General features: G+C 46.5%; 22 protein-coding genes. All 22 read left to right on the top strand.

Annotated elements, in window-relative coordinates:
• Positions 1 to 4 precede the first annotated feature (4 nt).
• Positions 5 to 2,062: an ATP-dependent DNA helicase RecG gene (gene recG / locus M3221_RS04150; protein ID WP_251270277.1), complete on the top strand. Its 2,058-nt coding sequence runs from the start codon at positions 5 to 7 to the stop codon at positions 2,060 to 2,062.
• Positions 2,063 to 2,149: 87 nt separating this feature from the next.
• Positions 2,150 to 2,740: a transcription factor FapR gene (gene fapR / locus M3221_RS04145; protein WP_251270273.1), complete on the top strand. Its 591-nt coding sequence runs from the start codon at positions 2,150 to 2,152 to the stop codon at positions 2,738 to 2,740.
• Entirely contained in the window at positions 2,724 to 3,716 is a 993-nt protein-coding gene (gene plsX, locus M3221_RS04140) for a phosphate acyltransferase PlsX (protein ID WP_251270271.1), read from the top strand. Before fapR ends, plsX begins: the two co-directional genes overlap by 17 nt.
• 8 nt (positions 3,717 to 3,724) lie before the next feature.
• Positions 3,725 to 4,672 (top strand): ACP S-malonyltransferase, encoded by a 948-nt coding sequence (fabD, locus tag M3221_RS04135; protein WP_251270270.1) that lies wholly within the window; start codon positions 3,725 to 3,727, stop codon positions 4,670 to 4,672.
• Positions 4,669 to 5,412, top strand: a complete 744-nt coding sequence (gene fabG, locus M3221_RS04130) for a 3-oxoacyl-[acyl-carrier-protein] reductase (RefSeq protein WP_242232079.1) — start codon at positions 4,669 to 4,671, stop codon at positions 5,410 to 5,412. The genes fabD and fabG overlap by 4 nt, the downstream gene beginning before the upstream one ends.
• 58 nt (positions 5,413 to 5,470) lie before the next feature.
• Entirely contained in the window at positions 5,471 to 5,704 is a 234-nt protein-coding gene (gene acpP / locus M3221_RS04125; protein ID WP_251270269.1) for an acyl carrier protein, read from the top strand.
• 251 nt (positions 5,705 to 5,955) lie between these two features.
• The gene (gene rnc / locus M3221_RS04120; RefSeq protein ID WP_242232077.1) at positions 5,956 to 6,690 is read left to right on the top strand and encodes a ribonuclease III; all 735 of its coding nucleotides are present in this window, start codon (positions 5,956 to 5,958) and stop codon (positions 6,688 to 6,690) included.
• 17 nt (positions 6,691 to 6,707) lie between these two features.
• The gene (smc, locus tag M3221_RS04115; RefSeq protein ID WP_251270268.1) at positions 6,708 to 10,268 is read left to right on the top strand and encodes a chromosome segregation protein SMC; all 3,561 of its coding nucleotides are present in this window, start codon (positions 6,708 to 6,710) and stop codon (positions 10,266 to 10,268) included.
• 17 nt (positions 10,269 to 10,285) lie between these two features.
• The gene (gene ftsY, locus M3221_RS04110; protein ID WP_251270267.1) at positions 10,286 to 11,308 is read left to right on the top strand and encodes a signal recognition particle-docking protein FtsY; all 1,023 of its coding nucleotides are present in this window, start codon (positions 10,286 to 10,288) and stop codon (positions 11,306 to 11,308) included.
• Positions 11,309 to 11,400: 92 nt separating this feature from the next.
• Positions 11,401 to 11,715 (top strand): putative DNA-binding protein, encoded by a 315-nt coding sequence (locus M3221_RS04105; RefSeq protein WP_242232453.1) that lies wholly within the window; start codon positions 11,401 to 11,403, stop codon positions 11,713 to 11,715.
• 12 nt (positions 11,716 to 11,727) lie between these two features.
• Positions 11,728 to 13,077, top strand: coding sequence for a signal recognition particle protein (gene ffh / locus M3221_RS04100; RefSeq protein WP_251270618.1), 1,350 nt, complete (start codon positions 11,728 to 11,730; stop codon positions 13,075 to 13,077).
• A gap of 102 nt (positions 13,078 to 13,179) precedes the next feature.
• The gene (gene rpsP / locus M3221_RS04095; protein WP_046175080.1) at positions 13,180 to 13,452 is read left to right on the top strand and encodes a 30S ribosomal protein S16; all 273 of its coding nucleotides are present in this window, start codon (positions 13,180 to 13,182) and stop codon (positions 13,450 to 13,452) included.
• An 81-nt stretch (positions 13,453 to 13,533) separates the two neighbouring features.
• Entirely contained in the window at positions 13,534 to 13,923 is a 390-nt protein-coding gene (locus M3221_RS04090) for a YlqD family protein (RefSeq protein ID WP_242232073.1), read from the top strand.
• Positions 13,924 to 13,927: 4 nt separating this feature from the next.
• Positions 13,928 to 14,443 (top strand): ribosome maturation factor RimM, encoded by a 516-nt coding sequence (rimM, locus tag M3221_RS04085; protein WP_251270266.1) that lies wholly within the window; start codon positions 13,928 to 13,930, stop codon positions 14,441 to 14,443.
• Positions 14,440 to 15,174, top strand: a complete 735-nt coding sequence (gene trmD / locus M3221_RS04080; RefSeq protein WP_242232071.1) for a tRNA (guanosine(37)-N1)-methyltransferase TrmD — start codon at positions 14,440 to 14,442, stop codon at positions 15,172 to 15,174. The genes rimM and trmD overlap by 4 nt, the downstream gene beginning before the upstream one ends.
• Positions 15,175 to 15,304: 130 nt before the next feature.
• Positions 15,305 to 15,649: a 50S ribosomal protein L19 gene (gene rplS, locus M3221_RS04075; RefSeq protein WP_242232070.1), complete on the top strand. Its 345-nt coding sequence runs from the start codon at positions 15,305 to 15,307 to the stop codon at positions 15,647 to 15,649.
• Positions 15,650 to 15,747: 98 nt separating this feature from the next.
• Positions 15,748 to 16,287 (top strand): signal peptidase I, encoded by a 540-nt coding sequence (lepB, locus tag M3221_RS04070; RefSeq protein ID WP_251270265.1) that lies wholly within the window; start codon positions 15,748 to 15,750, stop codon positions 16,285 to 16,287.
• A gap of 25 nt (positions 16,288 to 16,312) precedes the next feature.
• Positions 16,313 to 17,167, top strand: coding sequence for a ribosome biogenesis GTPase YlqF (ylqF, locus tag M3221_RS04065; protein ID WP_251270264.1), 855 nt, complete (start codon positions 16,313 to 16,315; stop codon positions 17,165 to 17,167).
• A 73-nt stretch (positions 17,168 to 17,240) separates the two neighbouring features.
• Positions 17,241 to 18,011, top strand: coding sequence for a ribonuclease HII (locus M3221_RS04060; protein WP_251270262.1), 771 nt, complete (start codon positions 17,241 to 17,243; stop codon positions 18,009 to 18,011).
• Positions 18,012 to 18,030: 19 nt separating this feature from the next.
• Complete coding sequence (locus M3221_RS04055; protein WP_251270260.1) at positions 18,031 to 19,788, top strand: hypothetical protein; 1,758 nt, start codon at positions 18,031 to 18,033, stop codon at positions 19,786 to 19,788.
• A complete protein-coding gene (locus M3221_RS04050; RefSeq protein ID WP_251270259.1) occupies positions 19,785 to 20,057 on the top strand; it encodes an EscU/YscU/HrcU family type III secretion system export apparatus switch protein in 273 nt (90 codons plus the stop codon). Before M3221_RS04055 ends, M3221_RS04050 begins: the two co-directional genes overlap by 4 nt.
• Before the next feature lie 154 nt (positions 20,058 to 20,211).
• The gene (sucC, locus tag M3221_RS04045; protein ID WP_251270258.1) at positions 20,212 to 21,372 is read left to right on the top strand and encodes an ADP-forming succinate--CoA ligase subunit beta; all 1,161 of its coding nucleotides are present in this window, start codon (positions 20,212 to 20,214) and stop codon (positions 21,370 to 21,372) included.
• Positions 21,373 to 21,384 lie beyond the last annotated feature (12 nt).

Here is a 21,384-nt window from a genome sequence, read left to right as displayed (position 1 = left end):
AAACATGCTTGAAACAAGCCATCCGCTGAACCAGCCTGTCAGTGTGTTAAAAGGCGCAGGCAAAGAAGCGGAAGCATCTCTGGCTTCTATTGGTGTGCTTACGGTAGGGGATTTAATGGAATTTGTGCCGGCACGCTATGAAGATATGAGACTAAAAAGCCCTGAAGAAGCAGAACACGATGAAAAAGTCACGATCGAAGGTGTGATTCAAACCGAGCCTTCCGTCATGTATTACGGAAAGAAAAAGTCGAGGCTGACATTTAAATTTTTGTCAGGTCCTCATTTGATTAACGTCACTTTTTTTAATCAGCCCTACTTAAAGAAAAAAGCGTCCGTCGGCGACACGGTTACCGTGACCGGAAAGTGGGACCGCCACCGTCTGGCTATTTCTGGCCAGACAATGGAGAAAGGGGCCTATGCACGCGGTACGGATTTCGAAGCGGTCTATTTACTGCGCAATGCCATTCCTCTCAAGCAGTTTCGGAAGCTTGTAAAACAGGCAATCGACTCCTTTGGTGAGTATATAGAAGAAACGCTGCCGGTTCATTTGATTCAACAATACCGCTTAATGGAAAGAAAAGAGGCGATTCGTGCCCTTCACTTTCCGATTTCACATAAAGAGATGAAACAGGCGCGGCGGCGATTTGTATACGAAGAATTTTTCTATTTTCAGCTTAAAATGCAGGCGCTCCGAAAAACGATTCGGGAACAGTCCGGGGGGATTGTTCAAAAGTATGATCTCGCTAAGCTAAAAGAACTGATTGACTCATTGCCCTTTGAATTAACAAATGCGCAGAAAAAAGCTGTAAATGAGATATGTGCCGATATGAAATCGCCGTACCGAATGAACCGGCTGCTGCAGGGGGATGTGGGAAGCGGAAAAACCGCTGTTGCGACATTGGCACTGTATGCTTCCGTAACAGCAGGATTTCAAGGGGCCTTAATGGTGCCGACCGAAATTTTAGCAGAGCAGCATGCAAAATCGCTGCATGAGATGCTTGAGCCGTTTGGCGTCACAACAGCTCTATTGACCGGAACTGTAAAAGGAAAGCGCCGCAAAGCACTGCTTGCAGCACTTGAAGCGGGCGAAATTGATATTTTAATCGGGACGCATGCCCTTATTCAAGATGATGTTGTCTTTCATAAGCTTGGACTTGTCATTACGGATGAGCAGCACCGGTTCGGGGTGAATCAGCGCCGCGTGCTTCGGTCCAAGGGTGAAAATCCTGATGTCCTGTTTATGACCGCAACGCCAATTCCCAGAACACTTGCCATTACCGTTTTTGGTGAAATGGACGTCTCGATCATTAATGAAATGCCGGCCGGCCGCAAAGCAATCGAAACCTATTGGGCAAAAGAAGAAATGCTTGGCCGTGTGCTTGAATTTACGGAAAAAGAGCTGCGAAAAGGGCGGCAGGCTTATGTGATCTGCCCGCTGATTGAAGAATCGGAAAAGCTTGATTTTCAAAACGCGCTTGATGTTCATTCACAGCTGACCCAGTATTTTGGAGGAAGATTTACAGTCGGCTTAATGCATGGGCGTCTGAGCGGAGAAGAAAAAGAAGCCGTAATGAAGGCATTCGGCGCGAATGAATGGAACGTGTTAGTCTCCACAACAGTGGTAGAAGTCGGGGTGAACGTGCCGAATGCAACGGTAATGATTATTTATGATGCAGAGCGATTCGGCTTGTCACAGTTACACCAGCTGCGTGGACGGGTAGGACGGGGATCAGAGCAGTCGTACTGCATGCTGATTGCTGATCCAAAGTCTGAAACCGGTAAAGAGCGGATGACCGCTATGACAGAAACGAACGATGGGTTTGTGCTCAGTGAAAAAGACCTGGAGCTGCGCGGGCCAGGAGATTTCTTTGGCCGCAAACAAAGCGGGCTGCCTGAATTTAAAATGGCGGACATGGTGCATGATTACCGGGCGCTTGAAACGGCGCGCGAAGATGCCAAAGAATTAATTAATGCGCCCGATTTTTGGACCAGCCATGAATATCGACATTTGCGGAAGGTTTTAAATGATTCGGGTGTGTTTGATGGTGAAAAGCTTGATTAAGAATGCAAGTTGCCTCTTGCATTCTTTTTTTGTTATCTTTATACTGTTTTTTAGTACCTAGTCCTAATATCGGATGGTGGGATAAATATGAGACGATCAAAAAAAGAGCGTCAGGAGCGTCTAAAGCAAACAATCGGAGAAAATCCGTTTGTCACCGACGAAGAACTGGCGCAGGAGTTTGGCGTAAGCGTCCAAACGATTCGGCTTGATCGGATGGAGTTATCCATTCCGGAACTGAGGGAACGCATTAAATATGTAGCGGAAAAAAATATGCAGGATGAAGTGCGTTCATTGCCGATCGAAGAAGTTATCGGCGATATTATTGATATTGAATTAGACAAAAGCGCTATTTCTATTTTTGATGTAAAAAAAGAGCATGTCTTTAAACGGAACGGCATTGCACGGGGGCATCATCTGTTTGCCCAGGCGAATTCGCTGGCCGTTGCCGTAATAAATGATGAAATGGCTCTCACAGGCAAAGCGGATATTCGTTTTACACAGCCGGTGAAAGAAAACAGCCGGGTAATCGCCAAAGCGAAGGTGATTCGATCCCAAAAGGGACGAACCATTGTAGAGGTATCCAGTTTCGTCGGCAGTGACCTCGTGTTTCGCGGAGAGTTCTCTATGTTTCGTGCACCATCTGCAGAAAAGGAGGAAATAGATGAAACTCGCAATTGACGCAATGGGCGGTGACCACGCACCGGAGCAAATCATTTTAGGTGTGAATCGGGCATTAAAGGAAATGCCGCAGCTCGAAGTAATGCTTTATGGAGATGAAGAAAAAATCCGGCCGTATTTAGAGGAGAGCAGCCGGGCGCAGGTCGTTCATGCTCCCGATGTGATTCTCGGCACAGACGAGCCGGTCCGGGCTGTGCGGCGGAAAAAACAGTCCTCACTCGTGTTAATGGCAGAGGCCGTTGCAGCTAACGAAGCGGCAGCATGTGTATCAGCAGGCAACACAGGTGCGCTTATGGCTGCAGGATTGTTTGTAGTCGGCCGTATTGACGGAGTAGAACGTCCGGCACTGGCCCCAACGCTTCCGACAATTGACGGCAAAGGATTTGTCATGCTTGATGCCGGTGCTAATTCGGATGCGAAGCCTGAGCATCTGCTGCAGTATGCGATCATGGGTTCGGTTTATGCAGAAAAAGTGCGAGGGATCCCTAAACCTCGTGTAGGTCTTTTAAATATTGGAACGGAAGAAAAAAAAGGGAATGATTTAACAAAAGCCGCATACAAACTATTAAGCGAAGCGGCTGATTTAAACTTTATTGGCAATATTGAATCCCGTGAACTGTTAAATGGGGCAGCGGATGTTGTTGTCACAGACGGCTTTACCGGCAATATGGTTTTAAAAACCATTGAAGGCAGCGCGTTGTCTGTTTTTTCTATGTTAAAAACCGCTTTGACTGCGTCCGCTAAATCAAAAATCGGCGCACTGCTGCTTAAAGATGAGCTGCGCGGGTTAAAATCAAAAATGGATTACACAGAGTACGGCGGCGCCGGTTTGTTCGGCTTGAAAGCGCCGGTCATCAAAGCACATGGTTCATCGGACGCCAACGCCTTTTATCACGCGATCGAACAAGCCTACAAAATGGCACAGGCGAATGTGCCGGCTATTATTGAATCACAAATTGCCACTGGGAAGGAATGACATCATCAATGGGAAAAATCGCATTTGTATTTCCGGGACAAGGCTCTCAAGCCGTTGGAATGGGAAAATCACTTGCTGAGGAGCATGCTTCCATCAAGGAAATGCTTCAACAAGCAGACGAGCGCCTCGGCTACTCGTTAACGGACATTATGTTTAATGGCCCAGAAGAAAAGCTGACACTTACATCAAACGCGCAGCCTGCTCTTTTAGCGCACAGTATGGCTGTTTTAAAACGATTCGAAGAAGAAGGCATTGTGCCGGACTTTACCGCTGGGCACAGCCTTGGTGAATATTCTGCCTTGGCGGCTGCAGGGGCTATTACATACGAAGACGCAGTCTGGGCTGTACATGAGCGCGGCAATTTAATGGAAGCGGCTGTACCGGCTGGAGAAGGCGCGATGGCGGCTGTGCTTGGCATGGACCGCGCGGAGCTGGAAGCAGCCGTTGCAGAAGTTGCGGCAAACGGCCACGTCGTTGCTGCTGCTAACTTCAACTGCCCTGGTCAAATTGTGATCTCAGGGGCAAAAGAAGGTGTAGAGCAGGCATCTGCTCTTTTAAAAGAAAAAGGCGCAAAAAGAGTGATTCCGCTGAATGTGAGCGGCCCATTCCATTCGCCGCTTATGGAGCCGGCTGCTGAAAAGCTGCGCACTGTGCTCGAAAAAGCCAATATTCAGTCAAGCCGCGTACCGGTTATTGCCAACGTTGATGCACAGCCAGTAACAGAGGCAGAGGCGATTAAAGAAAATCTTGTGAAACAACTGTACTCACCTGTTTTATGGGAAGACAGCGTGCAGGCGCTGCTTGATGCAGGGGTCGATACGTTTGTTGAAATTGGTTCAGGTACTGTTTTATCCGGCTTAATTAAAAAAGTAAACCGCCGTGTCCGCACCATTGCAGTGAGCGATGAAGAATCCATTGTAAAAGCAGCGGCAGCTCTAAAGGAGGAAACACAATGAACCTGGAAGGAAAAATAGCTCTTGTCACAGGAGCTTCCCGTGGGATTGGCAAAGCGATCGCACTTGAACTTGCCCGTTTAGGCGCAGACGTGGTCGTCAACTATGCAGGAAGCGAGCAAAAAGCAAAAGAAACAGCCGATGAAATTACAGCGATGGGCCGCCGTTCTTTTATCGTACAGTGTGATATTTCTGATAGTGAAGCAGTAGGGGCGATGGTGAAAGAAACGATTGACCAATTCGGCCGTCTTGATATTTTAGTAAACAACGCGGGAATCACACGCGATAACTTGATGATGCGCATGAAAGAGCAAGAGTGGGACGAGGTTATTAACACCAATTTAAAAGGTGTATTCCTTTGCACAAAAGCAGTTACCCGCCAAATGATGAAGCAAAAAAGCGGCCGTATTATTAACATTTCTTCGGTTGTTGGCCGAATCGGCAATGCTGGACAGGCAAATTATACAGCAGCAAAAGCAGGGGTTATTGGGTTAACGAAAGCATCGGCCCGTGAGCTTGCACCACGAGGTATTACAGTGAATGCCATTGCGCCAGGATTTATTACGACTGACATGACGGATGAACTGCCGGCAGAAGCAAAAGAGCAGCTGATCAGCCAAATTCCGCTTGGCACGCTTGGCGATACAGCCGATATTGCTGCTGCAGCCGCATTTTTAGCCGGTGATGGTGCGAAATACATTACTGGCCAGGTGCTTGGTGTAGACGGCGGCATGGCAATGTAAGAAAAAGCGTGTTTTGGCAGGATGAATCGTCTATAATACTTGAGGGGAGGTGAATATTGTGGCAGATGTATTAGAACGTGTAACGAAAATCATCGTTGATCGTCTAGGTGTAGAAGAATCACAAATCAACCTTGATGCGAAATTCAAGGAAGATCTAGGTGCGGATTCTCTAGACGTAGTTGAGCTTGTAATGGAGCTTGAAGATGAATTCGATATGGAAATTTCCGATGATGACGCGGAAAATATTACGACGGTAGGCGACGCTGTATCGTACATAAACAGCAAAAACTAATCGTCCTTAATGGCAGGCCCGGTAATGCGGGTCTGCTTTTTTCATGCTTTTATTGAATGGAAGCCCAGGAACCGCACACAGGACCCTAAGGCATTAAGCATTCCAGTCCAAGCTTTCCCGAAAGTGAAATGCAGGATTGTTAAACGAGCGCGATTCATAAACAGTGTCTTGCGCTTTAATTCTTTTTGCGCTATGCATTTTTTTCGGCTAAACTAATTTTGTGTGCACTTTAACATTGCGGAGGAACCAGAATGAAGAAAACAAATCAGGAGCAGCGATATTCAGAACGGAAAAATAAAGAATTTAAAGAATTCCAGGAAAAAATGGGCATCCATTTTCAAAATGAATCGCTCCTAAAACAGGCTTTTACCCACTCTTCTTATGTGAACGAGCACAGAAGAAAACCATATGAAGACAACGAGCGCCTGGAGTTTTTAGGCGATGCCGTATTAGAGTTGACAGTTTCGCAGTTTTTATATAAAACGTATCCCGTTATGTCAGAAGGAGAGTTAACAAAGCTTCGCGCCGCTGTTGTATGCGAGCCTTCACTTGTTACATTTGCGAACGAGCTTGAGTTTGGCCGGCTTATTTTACTCGGAAAAGGTGAAGAAATGACAGGCGGAAGAATGCGTCCGGCTTTGCTTGCTGACGTGTTTGAAGCTTACATTGGCGCCCTTTATCTTGATCAGGGGATGGATGCCGTCATTCCGTTTTTGGAAAAAATCGTTTTCCCGAAAATCAGTGCAGGAGCGTTTTCACATGTAATGGATTTTAAAAGCCAGCTGCAGGAATTTGTACAGCGTGAATTAAAAGGCTCCCCGTCTTACCGGATATTAGAAGAAAAAGGCCCGGCTCATAACAAAGAGTTTATTACGGAAGTATCCTTAAACGGTACTGTACTCGGCACAGGCAGCGGACGCTCTAAAAAAGAAGCAGAGCAATTTGCAGCGCGTATGGCGCTTGAACAGGTAAAACAATCGAAGTAGGAGACAGGTGGAGAAGTATGATCCTGAAAAAGCTTGATATAGCGGGATTTAAATCATTTGCAGGAAAAGTTAGCATTGACTTTATGCCTGGTGTAACAGCAGTAGTGGGACCGAATGGTTCGGGCAAAAGCAATATTACTGAAGCGATTCGCTGGGTACTTGGTGAACAGTCAGCTAAAAACTTGCGTGGCGGAAAAATGGAAGATGTCATCTTTTCGGGAAGTGATTCAAGAAGGCGGCTGAATGAAGCGGACGTGACCATCACGCTCGATAATCGGGACGGGGCGCTTCCGCTTGATTACAGTGAAGTAAGCATCACGCGCCGCGTAAACCGAAATGGCGACAGTGGTTTTTTTATCAACAAGCAAAGCTGCCGCTTAAAAGACATTATTGAACTGTTTATGGACTCAGGACTCGGGCGCGGTGCATTTTCAATTATTGGCCAGGGGCGGGTTGATGAAATATTAAACAGCCGTCCTGAAGAGCGCCGGTCTATATTTGAAGAAGCAGCCGGCGTGTTAAAATACAAAACCCGTAAAAAGCAGGCAGAAGTAAAGCTTGCTGAAACAGAAGAGAATCTAAGCCGTGTGCAGGATATTTTATACGAATTAGAGCAGCGGGTAGAACCGCTCGAAATTCAAGCCGCCGCAGCAAAAGATTATCTTGAGAAAAAGGAAGAATTAAAGGAAGTAGAAGCCTCTGTCTGGGCGTATGATCTTGGTGAGTCCCACGCTGAATGGGAAGAGAGAAAAAAAGACCGGGAGCACCAGGAGAAACAGATCGCTTATTTCAGCAGGGAAGCAGAAAGCGCAGAATCTCATATCCGGGCAGTCGAGCAGGAATTAAAAAAGCTGGCTGTTGAGGAAGAATTGATACAGGAAAAACTTATGACTGTCGTGGAATCACTTGAGAAAATTGAAGGAACACGGCGCTTGATGGACGAGCGTCAAAAAAATGCTTCTTATAATGAAGAAAAGCTTGTGAAATCGATAAACGAAGCCAAAGAAAAAGAAGCGGTATTAAAACAAGCGCTGGCAGAAGCGAAAAAGCAGTCTGAGGAGAAAAAACAAGCGCTTGATGTGTTAACAAAACAAGCAGCGGAAAAAGAAGCATTGCTTCGCGCAGTCTCGCAAAACAGCAGTGAAACGCTGGAATCTCTTAAAGCTGATTATATTGATCATTTAAGCAAAGAAGCAGCGGCGAAAAATGAGTTGGCTGAAATTGGCCGTCAGCTCGAACGATTAACAGCTCGATTTGAACGGCTCGGCGGACACAATGACCAATATCTTTCTGAACGGGCTGCCCTGCAAAGGGAGCAGGAACAGATCGAGCAGGCTCGTCTTGAGGCAGAGGAAAAGCTCAATGAGCATACAACAGCGTACCGCGAAGCAAAACGGGAGCGTGACAGTGTAAAGGAAAAGCTTGAAAAAAAGCGAAATGCCCTGTACAAAGCCTACCAGATTTTGCAGGAGGCGTCTTCCCGGCGCGACCTTTTAACCTCAATGGAAGAAGATTATTCAGGCTTTTTCTCCGGCGTTAAAGAAGTACTGAAAGAAAAAGACGGGCGTCTTCCCGGCGTGATTGGCGCTGCTGCACAATTGATCCGGGTACCTAAGCAGTATGAGCTCGCCATTGAAACAGCTCTTGGCGGAGCTCTCCAGCATATTATCGTAGAAGATGAAGCGGCTGCCCGCAAAGCGATTGCTTTTTTAAAGCAGCACAAATTTGGCCGGGCGACTTTTTTACCCCTGTCGACGGTAAAAGAAAAAGTGATCCCTGATCATACATTAGCCCTTGTCCGTCATGAAAACGGCTTTCTCGGAACCGCAGCAGAGCTGACCGATTATGAAGAACGGTACGCCCAGGCAGCGCGTCACCTGCTTGGCAATGTGCTTGTAGCGGATTCTCTTGAAAAAGCCAATCACATTGCACGTAAAATCAACCACCGTTACCGCGTTGTCACGATTGAAGGTGATGTAGTTAATGCGGGCGGCTCGATGACAGGCGGATCTGTGAAAAAAACAGGTGCATCCCTGCTCGGGCGCAAAAATGAACTGGACACGTTAAGTTCCCAAATCGTACAGATGGAGCAGAAAACAGCGCAGGCTGAAAGGGAAGTAAAAGCGCTGCAGGACCGTGCGGCTGAGTGTGATCGGTTAGTCAGCCGCCTTGAAGAAACGGGTGAGCTGTACCGCCAGGGACTTCAGGAAGCGAAAAACCAGCAGCTTGAATGGTCTTTTAATGAACAGTCCATCAATGACCGGCTTGCCGTTTACGATGCGGAAAAAAGAGAATTTCAAGAAGAAAAAGAGCGGCTTCAGAAGCGTGAAAAGGAAGCTTCCCGCTCTTTAGCCAAAAAACAGCAGGCGATTAAACAATTGGATGATCAAATTGCTTTTATTGAAAGAGAGCAAAAGGACGTTACATCAAAGCGGGATGAGCTTACAGAAGAACTTTACACGCTGCGTCCGCAGATCGCCGTGCTTGAAGAGCAGCTTGCGTTCAGCAGACAGCAGGAACAGCGGATCGGGGCAGAGTGGAAAGAGATTCAAAAACAAGTGAAGCAGCTCGAAGAAGAGCAGGCATTTATGAAAGCGGAGCGGTCAAACAGCGGTTCAACCGGCCTGACGCTTGCCCAGGAGGCGGAAGAGCAGGCTGCTGAAAAAGAGCGGCTGATCAAAGGGCTTGAATTGCTGAAAAAGGAACGAAGCAGCAAAACACAGAGGCTTGAAGAACAAACAGCCGCCCTTCAGGAGTCCCGCCGTTTATTAAAAGGGTTAACAGAATCGGTACGCGGGCATGATGTAGCCATTGCCCGCTTAGAAGTTGAAATCGATACATGGCTGCAAAAGCTGAATGAGCAATACAGCTTAACCTTCGAGGAAGCACAGCGGCTCTACCCGCTTACTTTGCCGATTGAAGAATCGAGACGGCAGGTCCGGCTCATTAAAAGGGCGATTGAGGAGCTGGGAGATGTGAATCTCGGGGCGATCGAAGAATATGAGATCACGTTTGAACGAGTGACGTTTCTGCGGGGCCAAAAAGAAGATCTTGAAGAAGCAAAGTCAACACTTCGTGATGTAATGAATGAAATGGATGTTGAAATGACCCGCCGCTTCTCAGAAACGTTTGAAGCGATTAAAGCGGAATTTCAGCCGGCTTTTGTCCAGCTGTTTGGCGGAGGACGGGCCGAATTGAAATTGACCGACCCGAAAGATATTTTAAATGCCGGTGTGGATATTTCAGCGATGCCGCCAGGGAAAAAACTGCAGCATTTAAGTCTTTTATCCGGCGGAGAACGTGCTCTTACGGCTATTGCTCTTTTATTTGCTATTTTACGTGTACGCCCGGTTCCGTTTTGTATACTAGATGAAGTAGAAGCAGCACTTGACGAAGCGAACGTGCACAGGTTCAGCCGGTACTTAAAAGAATTCAGTGCGGACACACAGTTTATCGTCATTACACACCGCAAACAAACGATGGAAGAAGCCGATGCGCTCTATGGCGTGGCCATGCAGGAATCCGGCGTAACGAGCCTTGTCTCAGTAAGACTCGAAGAAGCCGCTGTAACGCAGTAAAAGAAAGGATGAAACAAATGAGCTTTTTTAAAAAATTAAAAGAAAAGTTTTCCGGCTCTCAGGAGCAGGAGCAAACAACGGAAAAGTATACAGAAGGGCTGAAAAAATCCCGCTCTGGCTTTTCCGAAAAAATGAACAATTTATTTGCCCGCTACCGTAAAATTGATGAAGATTTTTTTGAAGAACTCGAAGAAATTCTGATCGGGGCAGATGTGGGTTTCGATACAGTGATGGAATTGATTGATGAATTAAAAACGGAAGTAAAACGCCAAAACAAAAATGAACCAGAAGCGATCCGCGAAATTATTACCGAGAAGTTTGTTGATATTTATGCGGGTGACCATGAAATGTCTTCAGATCTGAATATGCAGGACGAGGGCTTGACGGTCATTTTATTTGTTGGTGTCAACGGGGTCGGCAAAACGACAACGATCGGCAAGCTTGCCCACCAGTTTAAGGAAGAGGGCAAGAAAGTGATGCTCGCAGCTGGTGATACGTTCCGGGCTGGAGCGATTGAACAGCTTGAAGTATGGGGAGAGCGCACAGGTGTTGATGTGATCAAACAAGCAGAGGGGTCTGATCCAGCTGCAGTTATGTACGATGCCGTACGTGCTGCAAAATCACGACAAGCCGATGTTTTACTGTGTGACACAGCCGGCCGTCTTCAAAACAAAGTAAACTTAATGAATGAGCTACAAAAAGTAAAGCGTGTCATTGAACGTGAAATTCCTGGCGCTCCGCATGAAGTTCTGCTCGTTGTCGATGCGACAACCGGTCAAAATGCATTGATTCAAGCGAAAACATTTAAAGAGGCGACAGATGTATCCGGCATCGTGCTTACAAAGCTGGATGGAACCGCAAAAGGCGGTATTGTACTGGCGATTCGTAAAGAACTGGGAGTTCCGGTTAAATTTGTAGGTCTTGGTGAAAAAATGGATGATCTGCAGCCGTTTGATGCTGAAAAATATGCGTATGGGCTGTTTACCGAGGCTTTTGAAGAAAGAAAATCAGATACAGAGGAAGATGAAACAGCCGAATAACCGGCTGTTTTTTCCCGTTCTTGACAGACGCAGCCGAAGCAGGTACACTAATTCAGTGTAAAGGTTTTTCACTTAACAAAGGAGGGGCGGCCGTGCTTGAGAAAACAATGCGGATGAATTATCTGTATGACTTTTATCAGATGCTTCTGACCGACAAACAGCGCAGCTACATGTCCCTATACTACTTGGACGATTATTCGCTCGGTGAAATCGCCGAAGAATATGAGGTGAGCCGCCAGGCGGTCTATGATAATATAAAACGCACAGAAGCGATGCTTGAAGAATACGAAGTAAAGCTCGGGCTGCTGAAGAAATTCCAAAAGCGCCAGGCATTTATGAATCAGCTCAAAGAAAGAGCGGATGAAGAAATGCTGAAGATTATCAAGGCAATTGAGGAACTTGAATAGGGGGACTGCATGATGGCATTTGAAGGATTGGCCGAACGGCTGCAAGGAACAATGCAGAAAATCCGCGGCAAAGGAAAAGTATCCGAATCCGATGTAAAAGAAATGATGCGAGAAGTTCGACTGGCTCTTTTAGAAGCGGATGTTAACTTTAAAGTCGTCAAAGAATTCGTGAAAAAAGTCAGTGAGCGTTCCGTCGGCCAGGAAGTGATGAAAAGCTTAACGCCGGGACAGCAGGTTATTAAGGTGGTAAAAGAAGAATTAACCACGTTAATGGGCGGGGAAGAAAGCCGTATTGGCACAGCAAAGCGCCCGCCGACCGTGATAATGATGGTAGGGCTGCAGGGTGCCGGGAAAACAACGACAACCGGTAAGCTTGCCAACCTGCTTCGCAAAAAATACAACCGCAAGCCGCTTCTTGTGGCAGCCGATGTATACCGACCGGCGGCTATTAAACAGCTTGAAACGCTCGGCAAACAGCTTAGTATGCCGGTTTTCTCGCTCGGTGACCAGGAAAGTCCGGTTGAAATCGCCAGACAGGCCATTCAAAAAGCGAAAGACGACCATTTGGATTATGTACTCATTGATACAGCTGGCCGCCTTCACATTGACGAAGAATTAATGGACGAGCTGAAACAAATCAAAGAGCTGTCTTCTCCGGAAGAAATTTTTCTAGTGGTCGACTCTATGACCGGACAGGATGCTGTGAATGTCGCTGAAAGCTTTGATGAGCAGCTCGGCATTACAGGTGTTGTCCTTACCAAGCTTGATGGCGATACACGAGGCGGGGCGGCACTGTCTATCCGTTCTGTTACCGGCAAACCGATTAAGTTTGTCGGGATGGGTGAAAAGCTTGATGCACTTGAGCAGTTTCATCCGGAACGCATGGCATCCCGTATTCTTGGCATGGGTGATGTGCTGTCTCTTATCGAGAAAGCTCAAACGAACGTGGATGAAGCAAAAGCAAAAGAGCTTGAGCAAAAAATGCGGACCATGTCGTTTACTTTCGATGACTTTTTAGATCAGCTTGGACAAGTGCGTTCAATGGGACCGCTTGACGAAATTTTAAAAATGCTGCCAGGCGCGAACAAAATGAAAGGCTTAAACAACATACAGGTGGATGAAAAACAAATCGGCCGTGTGGAAGCCATTATCCGTTCGATGACTGCAGCTGAAAAACAGCAGCCAGAAATCATTAATTCCGGCCGCCGCAAGCGTATCGCCCGCGGATCAGGCACAACGATCCAGGAAGTAAACCGCCTGTTAAAACAGTTTGAAGACATGAAGAAAATGATGAAACAAATGTCTTCTATGCAGCAAAAAGGAAAGAAAAAAGGCGGTCTGCCAAAGCTTCCTTTTATGTAAGAACAGTGGGATGCAAACTGTAAAGAAAAAACACTTTACAACACTTAAAGTATTTGATATGATTCTATCTTGTGTGAAACTATTTCGGAGGTGCTTATTAGCATGGCAGTAAAAATTCGTTTAAAACGTATGGGTGCAAAAAAATCCCCATTCTATCGTATCGTAGTAGCTGACGCCCGCGCGCCGCGTGATGGCCGTTCAATCGAAACAATCGGAACATACAATCCGGTTGCTCAGCCAGCAGAAGTAAAAATCAATGAAGAGCTTGCGCTTAAATGGCTTCAAGATGGTGCAAAACCATCTGATACTGTTCGCAATCTTTTCTCAAAAGAAGGCATTTTGGAAAAATTCCACAATGCTAAATACAGCAAGTAAGTTATTGCGAAACATCAATTCCCCAAAAGAATCTTTCTTTTGGGGAATTGCCATTTTTGTTCCATAAAAAGGAGCGGTGGGATGCATATTTTACAAACCGTATCAGTCGTTCAAGTGGTGACAGAGTCACTAAAACAAAGCCGTATGAATGCATACGAGCAGCAAAAACGCCGGTTAGAGCGGGAAACAGCCCAGTTGCTTTTTGAAAAGAAAAAAGCGGAGCGCGGCGGCTCCAAGCGGGCGGAAGCGGCGGCCCGTTATCAAATGGAAATTGACCAGCGTCATGAAAAGCTGGAAATGGTTGAATTTCAAATCAGCCAGTTAAAAGGGCTGCCTCTTGGGACAGAATTAAAAGAACGGGATATCCAATCCATTGTGGAGGTTAAGCCCGGAGACCGCTTCTATGGAAAAACCGGCGGCACGATTGTTGTAAAAGATGGCGTCATTGTAGAAATTCGCACCGAGGAGTGAAAAAATGAGCAAGTGGTTTAATGTGGGGAAAATCGTCAATACACATGGTTTGCGGGGAGAAGTCCGTGTCATGTCACAAACGGATTTTCCAGAGAAGCGATTTAAAAAAGGCAGTGAGCTCGCGGTTTTTAAAAAAGGTGATAAAGAAGGTATCCCGGTTACAGTCGCTGCACATCGTACCCATAAAAATTTTGATTTGCTGACGTTCGAAGGGCGTCCCTCCATTGAGGATGTAGAGGCCTTCAAGGGAACGATATTAAAAGTACATGAAACCCACCTTGGCGAGCTGGATGAAGGAGAATTTTATCTTCATGAAATCGTCGGCTGCCAGGTGGAAACGATGTCAGGCGATACAGTTGGCAAAGTAACTGAAGTGCTGACACCGGGTGCAAACGATGTGTGGGTCGTAAAAGGCGAGGACAAGACATTTTATATCCCTTACATTGATGATGTAGTGAAATCGATCGACAAAGAGAAAAAGCTGATCTTAATCGATCCGATGGAAGGACTGCTTGAATGAAGATCGATGTGCTGACACTATTTCCGGAAATGTTTGAGGGCGTTTTTTCTTCATCCATTATGAAAAAAGCAGCCGAAAAAAATAAAGCGTCCTTTCGGGCGGTTAACTTTCGGGATTTTGCGGAAGGAAAGCATAAAGTGGTCGATGATTATCCGTACGGCGGCGGTGCGGGAATGGTGCTTAAGCCACAGCCTCTTTTTGATGCGGTAGAAGCGTTAAAGGGGGAAGCGGAGGCAGCTCCGCGCATTATTTTAATGTGCCCGCAGGGAGAGCGGTATACGCAAAAAAAAGCAGAAGAGCTTTCAAAAGAACAGCATTTGATTTTTTTATGCGGTCATTATGAAGGCTATGATGAACGGGTCCGCAATCACCTCGTAACCGACGAAATTTCGATCGGTGATTATGTGCTGACCGGCGGTGAACTGGGGGCAATGGTCATAGCGGACAGCGTGGTCCGTCTTTTGCCGGGCGTGCTTGGAAATGAACAGTCTGCCGTACTGGATTCATTTTCGTCCGGTATGCTTGAGCACCCCCATTACACACGTCCAGCCGACTTTAGAGGCATGAAGGTGCCGGATGTCCTTCTATCGGGTAATCATAAGCATATTGAAGAGTGGCGTGCAGAGCAGTCGCTTAAGCGTACGTGGGAACGGCGGCCTGATTTGCTGGATTTAATGAATTTAACGGATCAGGAAAAAGAAAAAATTAAGCGATGGGAATCCGAAAAATAACGTTGATTTAGTGGGAAATCTATGATAAAATTTCGTAGTCAGTGTGTAAAATAACACGCTACATTAAAACGGTGTTCCGCTGTCGTGATTGCGCGGGTATGAACATTTGTTAGAAGGAGAGGAAAACACAATGAACCAATTGATTCAAGAATTGACACAAGAGCAGCTTCGTACTGATCTTCCAGCTTTCCGTCCGGGAGATACAGTTCGTGTACACGTTAAAGTTATCGAGGGTACACGTGAGCGTATTCAGGTATTTGAAGGCGTTGTAATCAAGCGTCGCGGCGGCGGCGTAAGCGAAACATTCACAGTCCGCAAGATTTCTTACGGCGTGGGCGTTGAGCGTGCATTCCCGCTTCACACACCAAAAATCGCGAAAATCGAAGTTATGCGTCGTGGTAAAGTTCGTCGTGCGAAATTGTACTACTTGCGTAACCTACGCGGTAAAGCAGCGCGTATTAAAGAAATTCGATAATAAGAGAGCAAAGGAGTCTGCCTGCAGACTCCTTTTTCTTTCAGGTTTTACGACCATCATGATATGATAAGTGTACTTGAATTGAAGGTGGTGCCAGCATGGCTAAAGGAAAAAATGAATTTTGGGAATGGACGAAAGCGCTGCTGATCGCGGTCGGGCTTGCTGCCCTGATCCGGTATTTTATATTTGCGCCGATTGTGGTTGACGGTCTTTCGATGATGCCGACACTTGAAAGCGGGGATCGGATGATTGTGAATAAACTTGGTGATCCGGACCGTTTCGATATTGTCGTATTTCATGCGCCCGAACAGAAAGATTACATAAAACGAGTTATTGGTCTTCCAGGAGACACCATTGAGTATAAAAATGACATTTTATACGTGAATGGGAAAGCTATAGAAGAACCGTATTTGGATGAATATAAGAGGGAAGTAACCGATGGTCCATTAACTCCCGACTTTACGTTAGCTGAAATTACTGGCCAGGAAACTGTACCGGAAGGCGAGATTTTTGTAATGGGCGACAATCGCCGTTTCAGTAAAGACAGCCGTCATATTGGCACTGTTAAAATTGATGAGATTGTCGGTGAAACCAGACTTGTTTACTGGCCGTTTGATCAAATTCATCTTGTAGAATAAACGGACTCGAAAGGAATGTGTACGCTTGACAATACAGTGGTTTCCAGGCCATATGGCCAAAGCAAGACGGCAGGTAACAGAGAAATTAAAACTCGTTGATATCATTTTTGAATTGGTGGATGCACGCCTGCCCTTGTCTTCGCGCAATCCGATGATCGATGAGATTTTAAACCAGAAGCCGCGGCTTGTCATTCTAAACAAAGAGGATATGGCAGATCCGATTATGACAAAAGAGTGGATTGCTTACTTCAAAGAAAAAGGCATTGAAGCCGTTTCGGTGAATTCCCAGGCGGGCAGCGGACTCGACAAAATTGTAAAAGCAGCTGAGAGCATTTTAAAAGAAAAATGGGATCGAATGCGCGCACGGGGAATGAAGCCGCGGGCAATAAGAGCGATGATTGTTGGTATTCCAAATGTCGGCAAGTCAACACTCATTAACCGGATTGCGAAAAAAAACATTGCCAAAACCGGTAATATGCCAGGCGTAACAAAAGCACAGCAGTGGATTAAAACCGCTAAAAACCTGGAGCTTTTGGATACGCCGGGTATTTTATGGCCAAAGTTCGAAGACCCAGAAATCGGCTACAAATTAGCCTTGACGGGTGCCATAAAAGACGCGATCTTGAATTTGCAGGATGTGGCGATCTGGGGGCTTCGTTTTTTAGAGAGCGAGTATCCGTCGCGGCTTCAAGAGCGCTATGGCTACAGAGAGCTTCCGGAAGACATGGCGGTTGTTTTTGAACAAGTTGGTGAACGGCGCGGCTGCCTATCTACAGGAGGCGGCATTGATTACGACAAGGTAACGGATGTCATTATTCGTGATGTGCGTACAACGCAGTTTGGCCGCCTTACGTTTGATATTCCGCCACAAAAAGCGTGAAGGACTTCCTTCGCGTTTTTTTGTGGAAAAAAAAGAAAAAAAGCCGATAATACAGATAAGGAGCCAAGAAAACATGTGCAAGGAAACGATTACCCAAATTAAACAGCAGCTCGCAGCTGTCAGCAGCTTAGAAGACAACCAGCTGGCCCAGTGGGAGAAAGATGAAAGAAGGGGCGTACAGGCAGCTGTGAAAGCGTGCAGGCGCCGTCTTCAAAAGAAAAAGGATGAACAGGAGCGCCTGGAGCAAATGATGGCGTATGAGCGGGCAGCAATGAAGCGGGGGATGCAAAGCATTGCCGGCATTGATGAAGCGGGCAGAGGGCCCCTTGCAGGCCCTGTAGTAGCTGCTGCATGTATTCTGCCGGATGGTTTTTTGCCAGAAGGGTTAAATGACTCTAAAAAAATAAAAGAATCCATCCGTGATGAACTATATGCGCTGATAATAGAAAAAGCGGCAGTCGGCGTCGGTATTGTCAGCGCAGAAGAAATTGACCGAATCAATATTTACGAAGCTGCTAAAAAAGCAATGATGCTTGCAGTAGAATCACTTCCAAAGCAGCCGGATCACCTGCTTGTCGATGCGATGACGCTGCCGGCTGCCATCAGCCAGGAGGCTATTATAAAAGGGGACGCTAAAAGTGCGTCTATTGCCGCAGCGTCTATTATTGCCAAGGTAACTCGTGACCGGCTCATGAAAGAATATGCAGCTCAATTTCCCGGCTATGGATTTGAAAAGAATATGGGATATGGCACGAAAGAGCATATTGAAGGATTAAAGCAATTTGGCGTAACGCCGCAGCACCGCAAAACATTTGCGCCTGTAAAAGATATGCACACACTATAAAAAGCAGGAGGGGCATTCTATGGAAATTGGGCAGCAGGCCCTTCAAAGAGGCGTGCGGCTGCAGGAGGCGCGCAGCCCGATTGACATATTGAAAGAAGGGCATATTTTTTCTGGTAAAACCATCAAGCTTTTACCCGGACAAATGGCCGAAATCGCAGCGCTTGGCCAAAAGCTGACAGCACAGCTTGAAACACCGCTGCAAGCAGGAGAGCGCTATACGTTTCAAGTGGTTTCTTTGGATCGGGGTGTTTCACTCCGTGTACTGGCAGAAAACCCGGCAGCAAAGCTTCCAGCCGATCAAGTGTCTGTCCTGCTTGAAAAAATGGGACTGCAGCCAACGAAAGAAAATATGGCTTTTACAGCAGCGGCTCTCCAAAATGGAACAGCTCTTTCAAAATCTCTGATCCAAACCGCTTCGGGATGGCTTGGGAAGTCTGGAGCAGAAGGGGTAGAAGTGGTCCGGTTTATGCTGAGCCGTCATTTGCCGATAACAGAAAATGTTTTCCAGTCCCTGCTGGCTGCCCGTTCAACGGGTTCAATGACCGGAAAAATGGGTTCTTTACAGCAATTACTCGTACAAAATGACTTTAAACAATCAGAGGCAGCCAAAGCAATCGGCCGCCTGCTTGGTGAAACAGCAGAGACATTTGCTTTTAAAGGCACAGCCAATGAAAAAGCGGTTCAGCTGGTTTCAGCGCTGCAAGGTACCGACACACCCGAAAAAGCGGCAGCCATCCGGGTGCTCGGCCAATCAATGGCTGCAAATCCTTCTTTAGCAGCCCAGCATGGAGAGGCACTGCTTGCCGGGATTGCCAGAAGCTCTGAGCCATCTTTGAACCAGAATGCGGAACTTCGCCCTGTCCAGCTGCTTAAACAAGCACTGTCCCAGCTGGCTGGAAGTCCTGTGTCTGAAAAAGCAGTTACCGCTTTTAAGCAGGCTCTTTCTTTATCCCTCCCTCTTGGGCATCCTGAACGACCGGCTTTGATGCAGCAGCTGGCACAGCTCGCAGACGGGTTTGAAATAGGACAGGCCCTTTCTCAAAAAATGGCTGCCTCCTTGCTTCAGCTGGCTTCTTCTGCCGCTGTATCCCTTCCTGGCCAGGCCGCGTCAAGAATGGCTGTATTGATCGGTGCCGATGCGCTTTCTTTTGAGGAACCGCCGGCAAGTTCGGTTCTACGTGATGCCTTCCGTTTTCTTGGAGTGGACCACGAAGCCGTTCTTGCCTCGAAAGAAAATGTCCAAAACGCTCCGCAGACTGTTAAGCAGGAGCTGATCAAGCTCATGTCAGATACAATGCCGGCACCTATTAAAGAAGCTGCTGAGCAGATGGTTGGCCGTCTTAATGCACAGCATATTTTGTCTGCCGAATCCGGCCCTGTTCAGCAGCTGGTGCTGCAGTCTCCTTTACAATTTGGTGAATTTAGAGGCGATGTGACGATCAAGTGGGAAGGAAAGAAAAAAGCAGACGGAAAAATTGACGCTGATTTTTGCCGTGTATTGTTTTATGTGGAAATGCCGCGTTTAAAACAAACGGTCATTGACATGCAGGTGCAAAACCGGATTGTGCATTTGCACATTGCCGCGGAAATTCCGGGCCCACTGCTGAAAAAAATAAGCAGCCCGGCTGTTGATTCGTTGAAGGAGGCCCTTGAAGCAGGCGGATACCGCTTGTCTGGCGTTTCGTTCAAGGAACCAGCGGCGCTGGAAAAGGAAAAGCCGCCGCTTGCCCGCATTATGGATGATGATCGTTATATGGGGGTGGATATACGCATATGAACCAGCCAAACCGGAGGCAGGCCGCCGCTCTTTCTTATAATCCAGACTCAGTGGGAGCACCGGTTGTAAAAGCAAAAGGGAAAGGACTCATCGCTGATCAAATTATTGCCTCTGCAAAAGAAAATAATATTCCGATACAAGAAGATCCAGGGCTTGTTGAGCTGCTTGGACAGCTTGAAATAAATGAAGCGATTCCAGAAGATTTATATCAAGCGGTAGCCGAAGTGTTCGCTTTTATATACCGTCTTGATCAGTCCCTTGATAAATAAACATTGTAAGCGTTTTGCGAAAAATGTCTGTTCTTGAAAAAAGAGCGGATTTTTTATGTTCAAAAGCTGGACATAATTTTGATTTTTCTCTACAATGAAGTCGCAGTCTGATTTGCAAAAAGACTATGTTTTGAGACCGATAGGAGGCTGGAAGATGAATATTCATGAGTATCAAGGGAAAGAAGTTCTCAGAAGCTACGGCGTTGCCGTGCCGAATGGGAAAGTTGCGTTTTCCGTTGAAGAAGCGGTTGAAGCAGCAAAAGAACTTGGCACAGCAGTAAACGTTGTCAAAGCACAGATTCATGCGGGCGGCCGCGGAAAAGCGGGCGGCGTTAAAGTCGCAAAGAATCTCGACGAAGTACGTACATATGCACAAGAAATCCTCGGTAAAGTGTTAGTCACACACCAGACAGGTCCTGAAGGCAAAGAAGTAAAGCGCCTTCTTATTGAAGAAGGATGCGACATTAAAAAAGAATACTATATCGGCTTAGTGCTGGACCGCGCAACGTCTCAAGTTGTTTTAATGGCATCTGAAGAAGGCGGAACAGAGATTGAAGAAGTAGCCGAAGCAACACCAGAAAAAATCTTTAAAGAGTATATTGACCCAGTAACTGGCCTTAGCGCATACCAGGCCCGCCGTATTGCGTTCAATATCAATATTCCGAAAGAACTTGTTGGACAAGCTGTTAAATTTATGATGAGCCTTTACACTGCATTTGTAGAAAAAGACTGCTCTATTGCTGAAATTAATCCGCTTGTTGTAACAGGTGATGGAAAAGTAATGGCGCTGGATGCAAAATTGAATTTTGATTCAAATGCTCTATACCGTCATAAAGACATTTTAGAATATCGTGATCTTGAAGAAGAAGATGCAAAAGAAATCGAAGCATCAAAATATGACCTCAGCTACATTGCCCTTGATGGAAATATCGGCTGCATGGTAAACGGTGCAGGTCTTGCCATGGCAACGATGGATATTATCAAGCATTATGGCGGCGATCCGGCTAACTTCCTTGATGTTGGGGGCGGCGCAACAGCTGAAAAAGTAACAGAAGCATTTAAAATTATTTTGTCTGATGAAAATGTAAAGGGTATTTTCGTTAACATTTTCGGCGGCATTATGAAATGTGACGTTATTGCAACAGGTGTGGTAGAAGCTGCGAAGCAGGTAAGTCTGTCCGTACCACTTGTTGTACGTTTAGAAGGTACGAATGTAGATGCCGGTAAAGCAATCTTGAACGAGTCAGGTCTTGACATCGTTTCAGCAGATTCTATGGCAGATGGCGCGCAAAAGATCGTTAGTCTCGTAAAATAATCAGGATGTTGA

The sequence above is a fragment of the Domibacillus indicus genome (assembly GCF_023715895.1).
Taxonomy (GTDB): domain Bacteria; phylum Bacillota; class Bacilli; order Bacillales; family Domibacillaceae; genus Domibacillus; species Domibacillus indicus_A.
This window is presented reverse-complemented; position numbering and strand designations above follow the sequence as displayed.

Coding starts and splice junctions, on each gene's coding strand:
- lepB (WP_251270265.1), top strand. CDS start 15,748: ATGGCTAAAGGAAAAAATGAATTTTGGGAATGGACGAAAGCGCTGCTG.
- fapR (WP_251270273.1), top strand. CDS start 2,150: ATGAGACGATCAAAAAAAGAGCGTCAGGAGCGTCTAAAGCAAACAATC.
- M3221_RS04055 (WP_251270260.1), top strand. CDS start 18,031: ATGGAAATTGGGCAGCAGGCCCTTCAAAGAGGCGTGCGGCTGCAGGAG.
- ffh (WP_251270618.1), top strand. CDS start 11,728: ATGGCATTTGAAGGATTGGCCGAACGGCTGCAAGGAACAATGCAGAAA.
- M3221_RS04050 (WP_251270259.1), top strand. CDS start 19,785: ATGAACCAGCCAAACCGGAGGCAGGCCGCCGCTCTTTCTTATAATCCA.
- fabG (WP_242232079.1), top strand. CDS start 4,669: ATGAACCTGGAAGGAAAAATAGCTCTTGTCACAGGAGCTTCCCGTGGG.
- ftsY (WP_251270267.1), top strand. CDS start 10,286: ATGAGCTTTTTTAAAAAATTAAAAGAAAAGTTTTCCGGCTCTCAGGAG.
- rnc (WP_242232077.1), top strand. CDS start 5,956: ATGAAGAAAACAAATCAGGAGCAGCGATATTCAGAACGGAAAAATAAA.
- smc (WP_251270268.1), top strand. CDS start 6,708: ATGATCCTGAAAAAGCTTGATATAGCGGGATTTAAATCATTTGCAGGA.
- sucC (WP_251270258.1), top strand. CDS start 20,212: ATGAATATTCATGAGTATCAAGGGAAAGAAGTTCTCAGAAGCTACGGC.
- plsX (WP_251270271.1), top strand. CDS start 2,724: ATGAAACTCGCAATTGACGCAATGGGCGGTGACCACGCACCGGAGCAA.
- rimM (WP_251270266.1), top strand. CDS start 13,928: ATGAGCAAGTGGTTTAATGTGGGGAAAATCGTCAATACACATGGTTTG.
- fabD (WP_251270270.1), top strand. CDS start 3,725: ATGGGAAAAATCGCATTTGTATTTCCGGGACAAGGCTCTCAAGCCGTT.
- rplS (WP_242232070.1), top strand. CDS start 15,305: ATGAACCAATTGATTCAAGAATTGACACAAGAGCAGCTTCGTACTGAT.
- rpsP (WP_046175080.1), top strand. CDS start 13,180: ATGGCAGTAAAAATTCGTTTAAAACGTATGGGTGCAAAAAAATCCCCA.
- M3221_RS04090 (WP_242232073.1), top strand. CDS start 13,534: ATGCATATTTTACAAACCGTATCAGTCGTTCAAGTGGTGACAGAGTCA.
- trmD (WP_242232071.1), top strand. CDS start 14,440: ATGAAGATCGATGTGCTGACACTATTTCCGGAAATGTTTGAGGGCGTT.
- recG (WP_251270277.1), top strand. CDS start 5: ATGCTTGAAACAAGCCATCCGCTGAACCAGCCTGTCAGTGTGTTAAAA.
- M3221_RS04060 (WP_251270262.1), top strand. CDS start 17,241: ATGTGCAAGGAAACGATTACCCAAATTAAACAGCAGCTCGCAGCTGTC.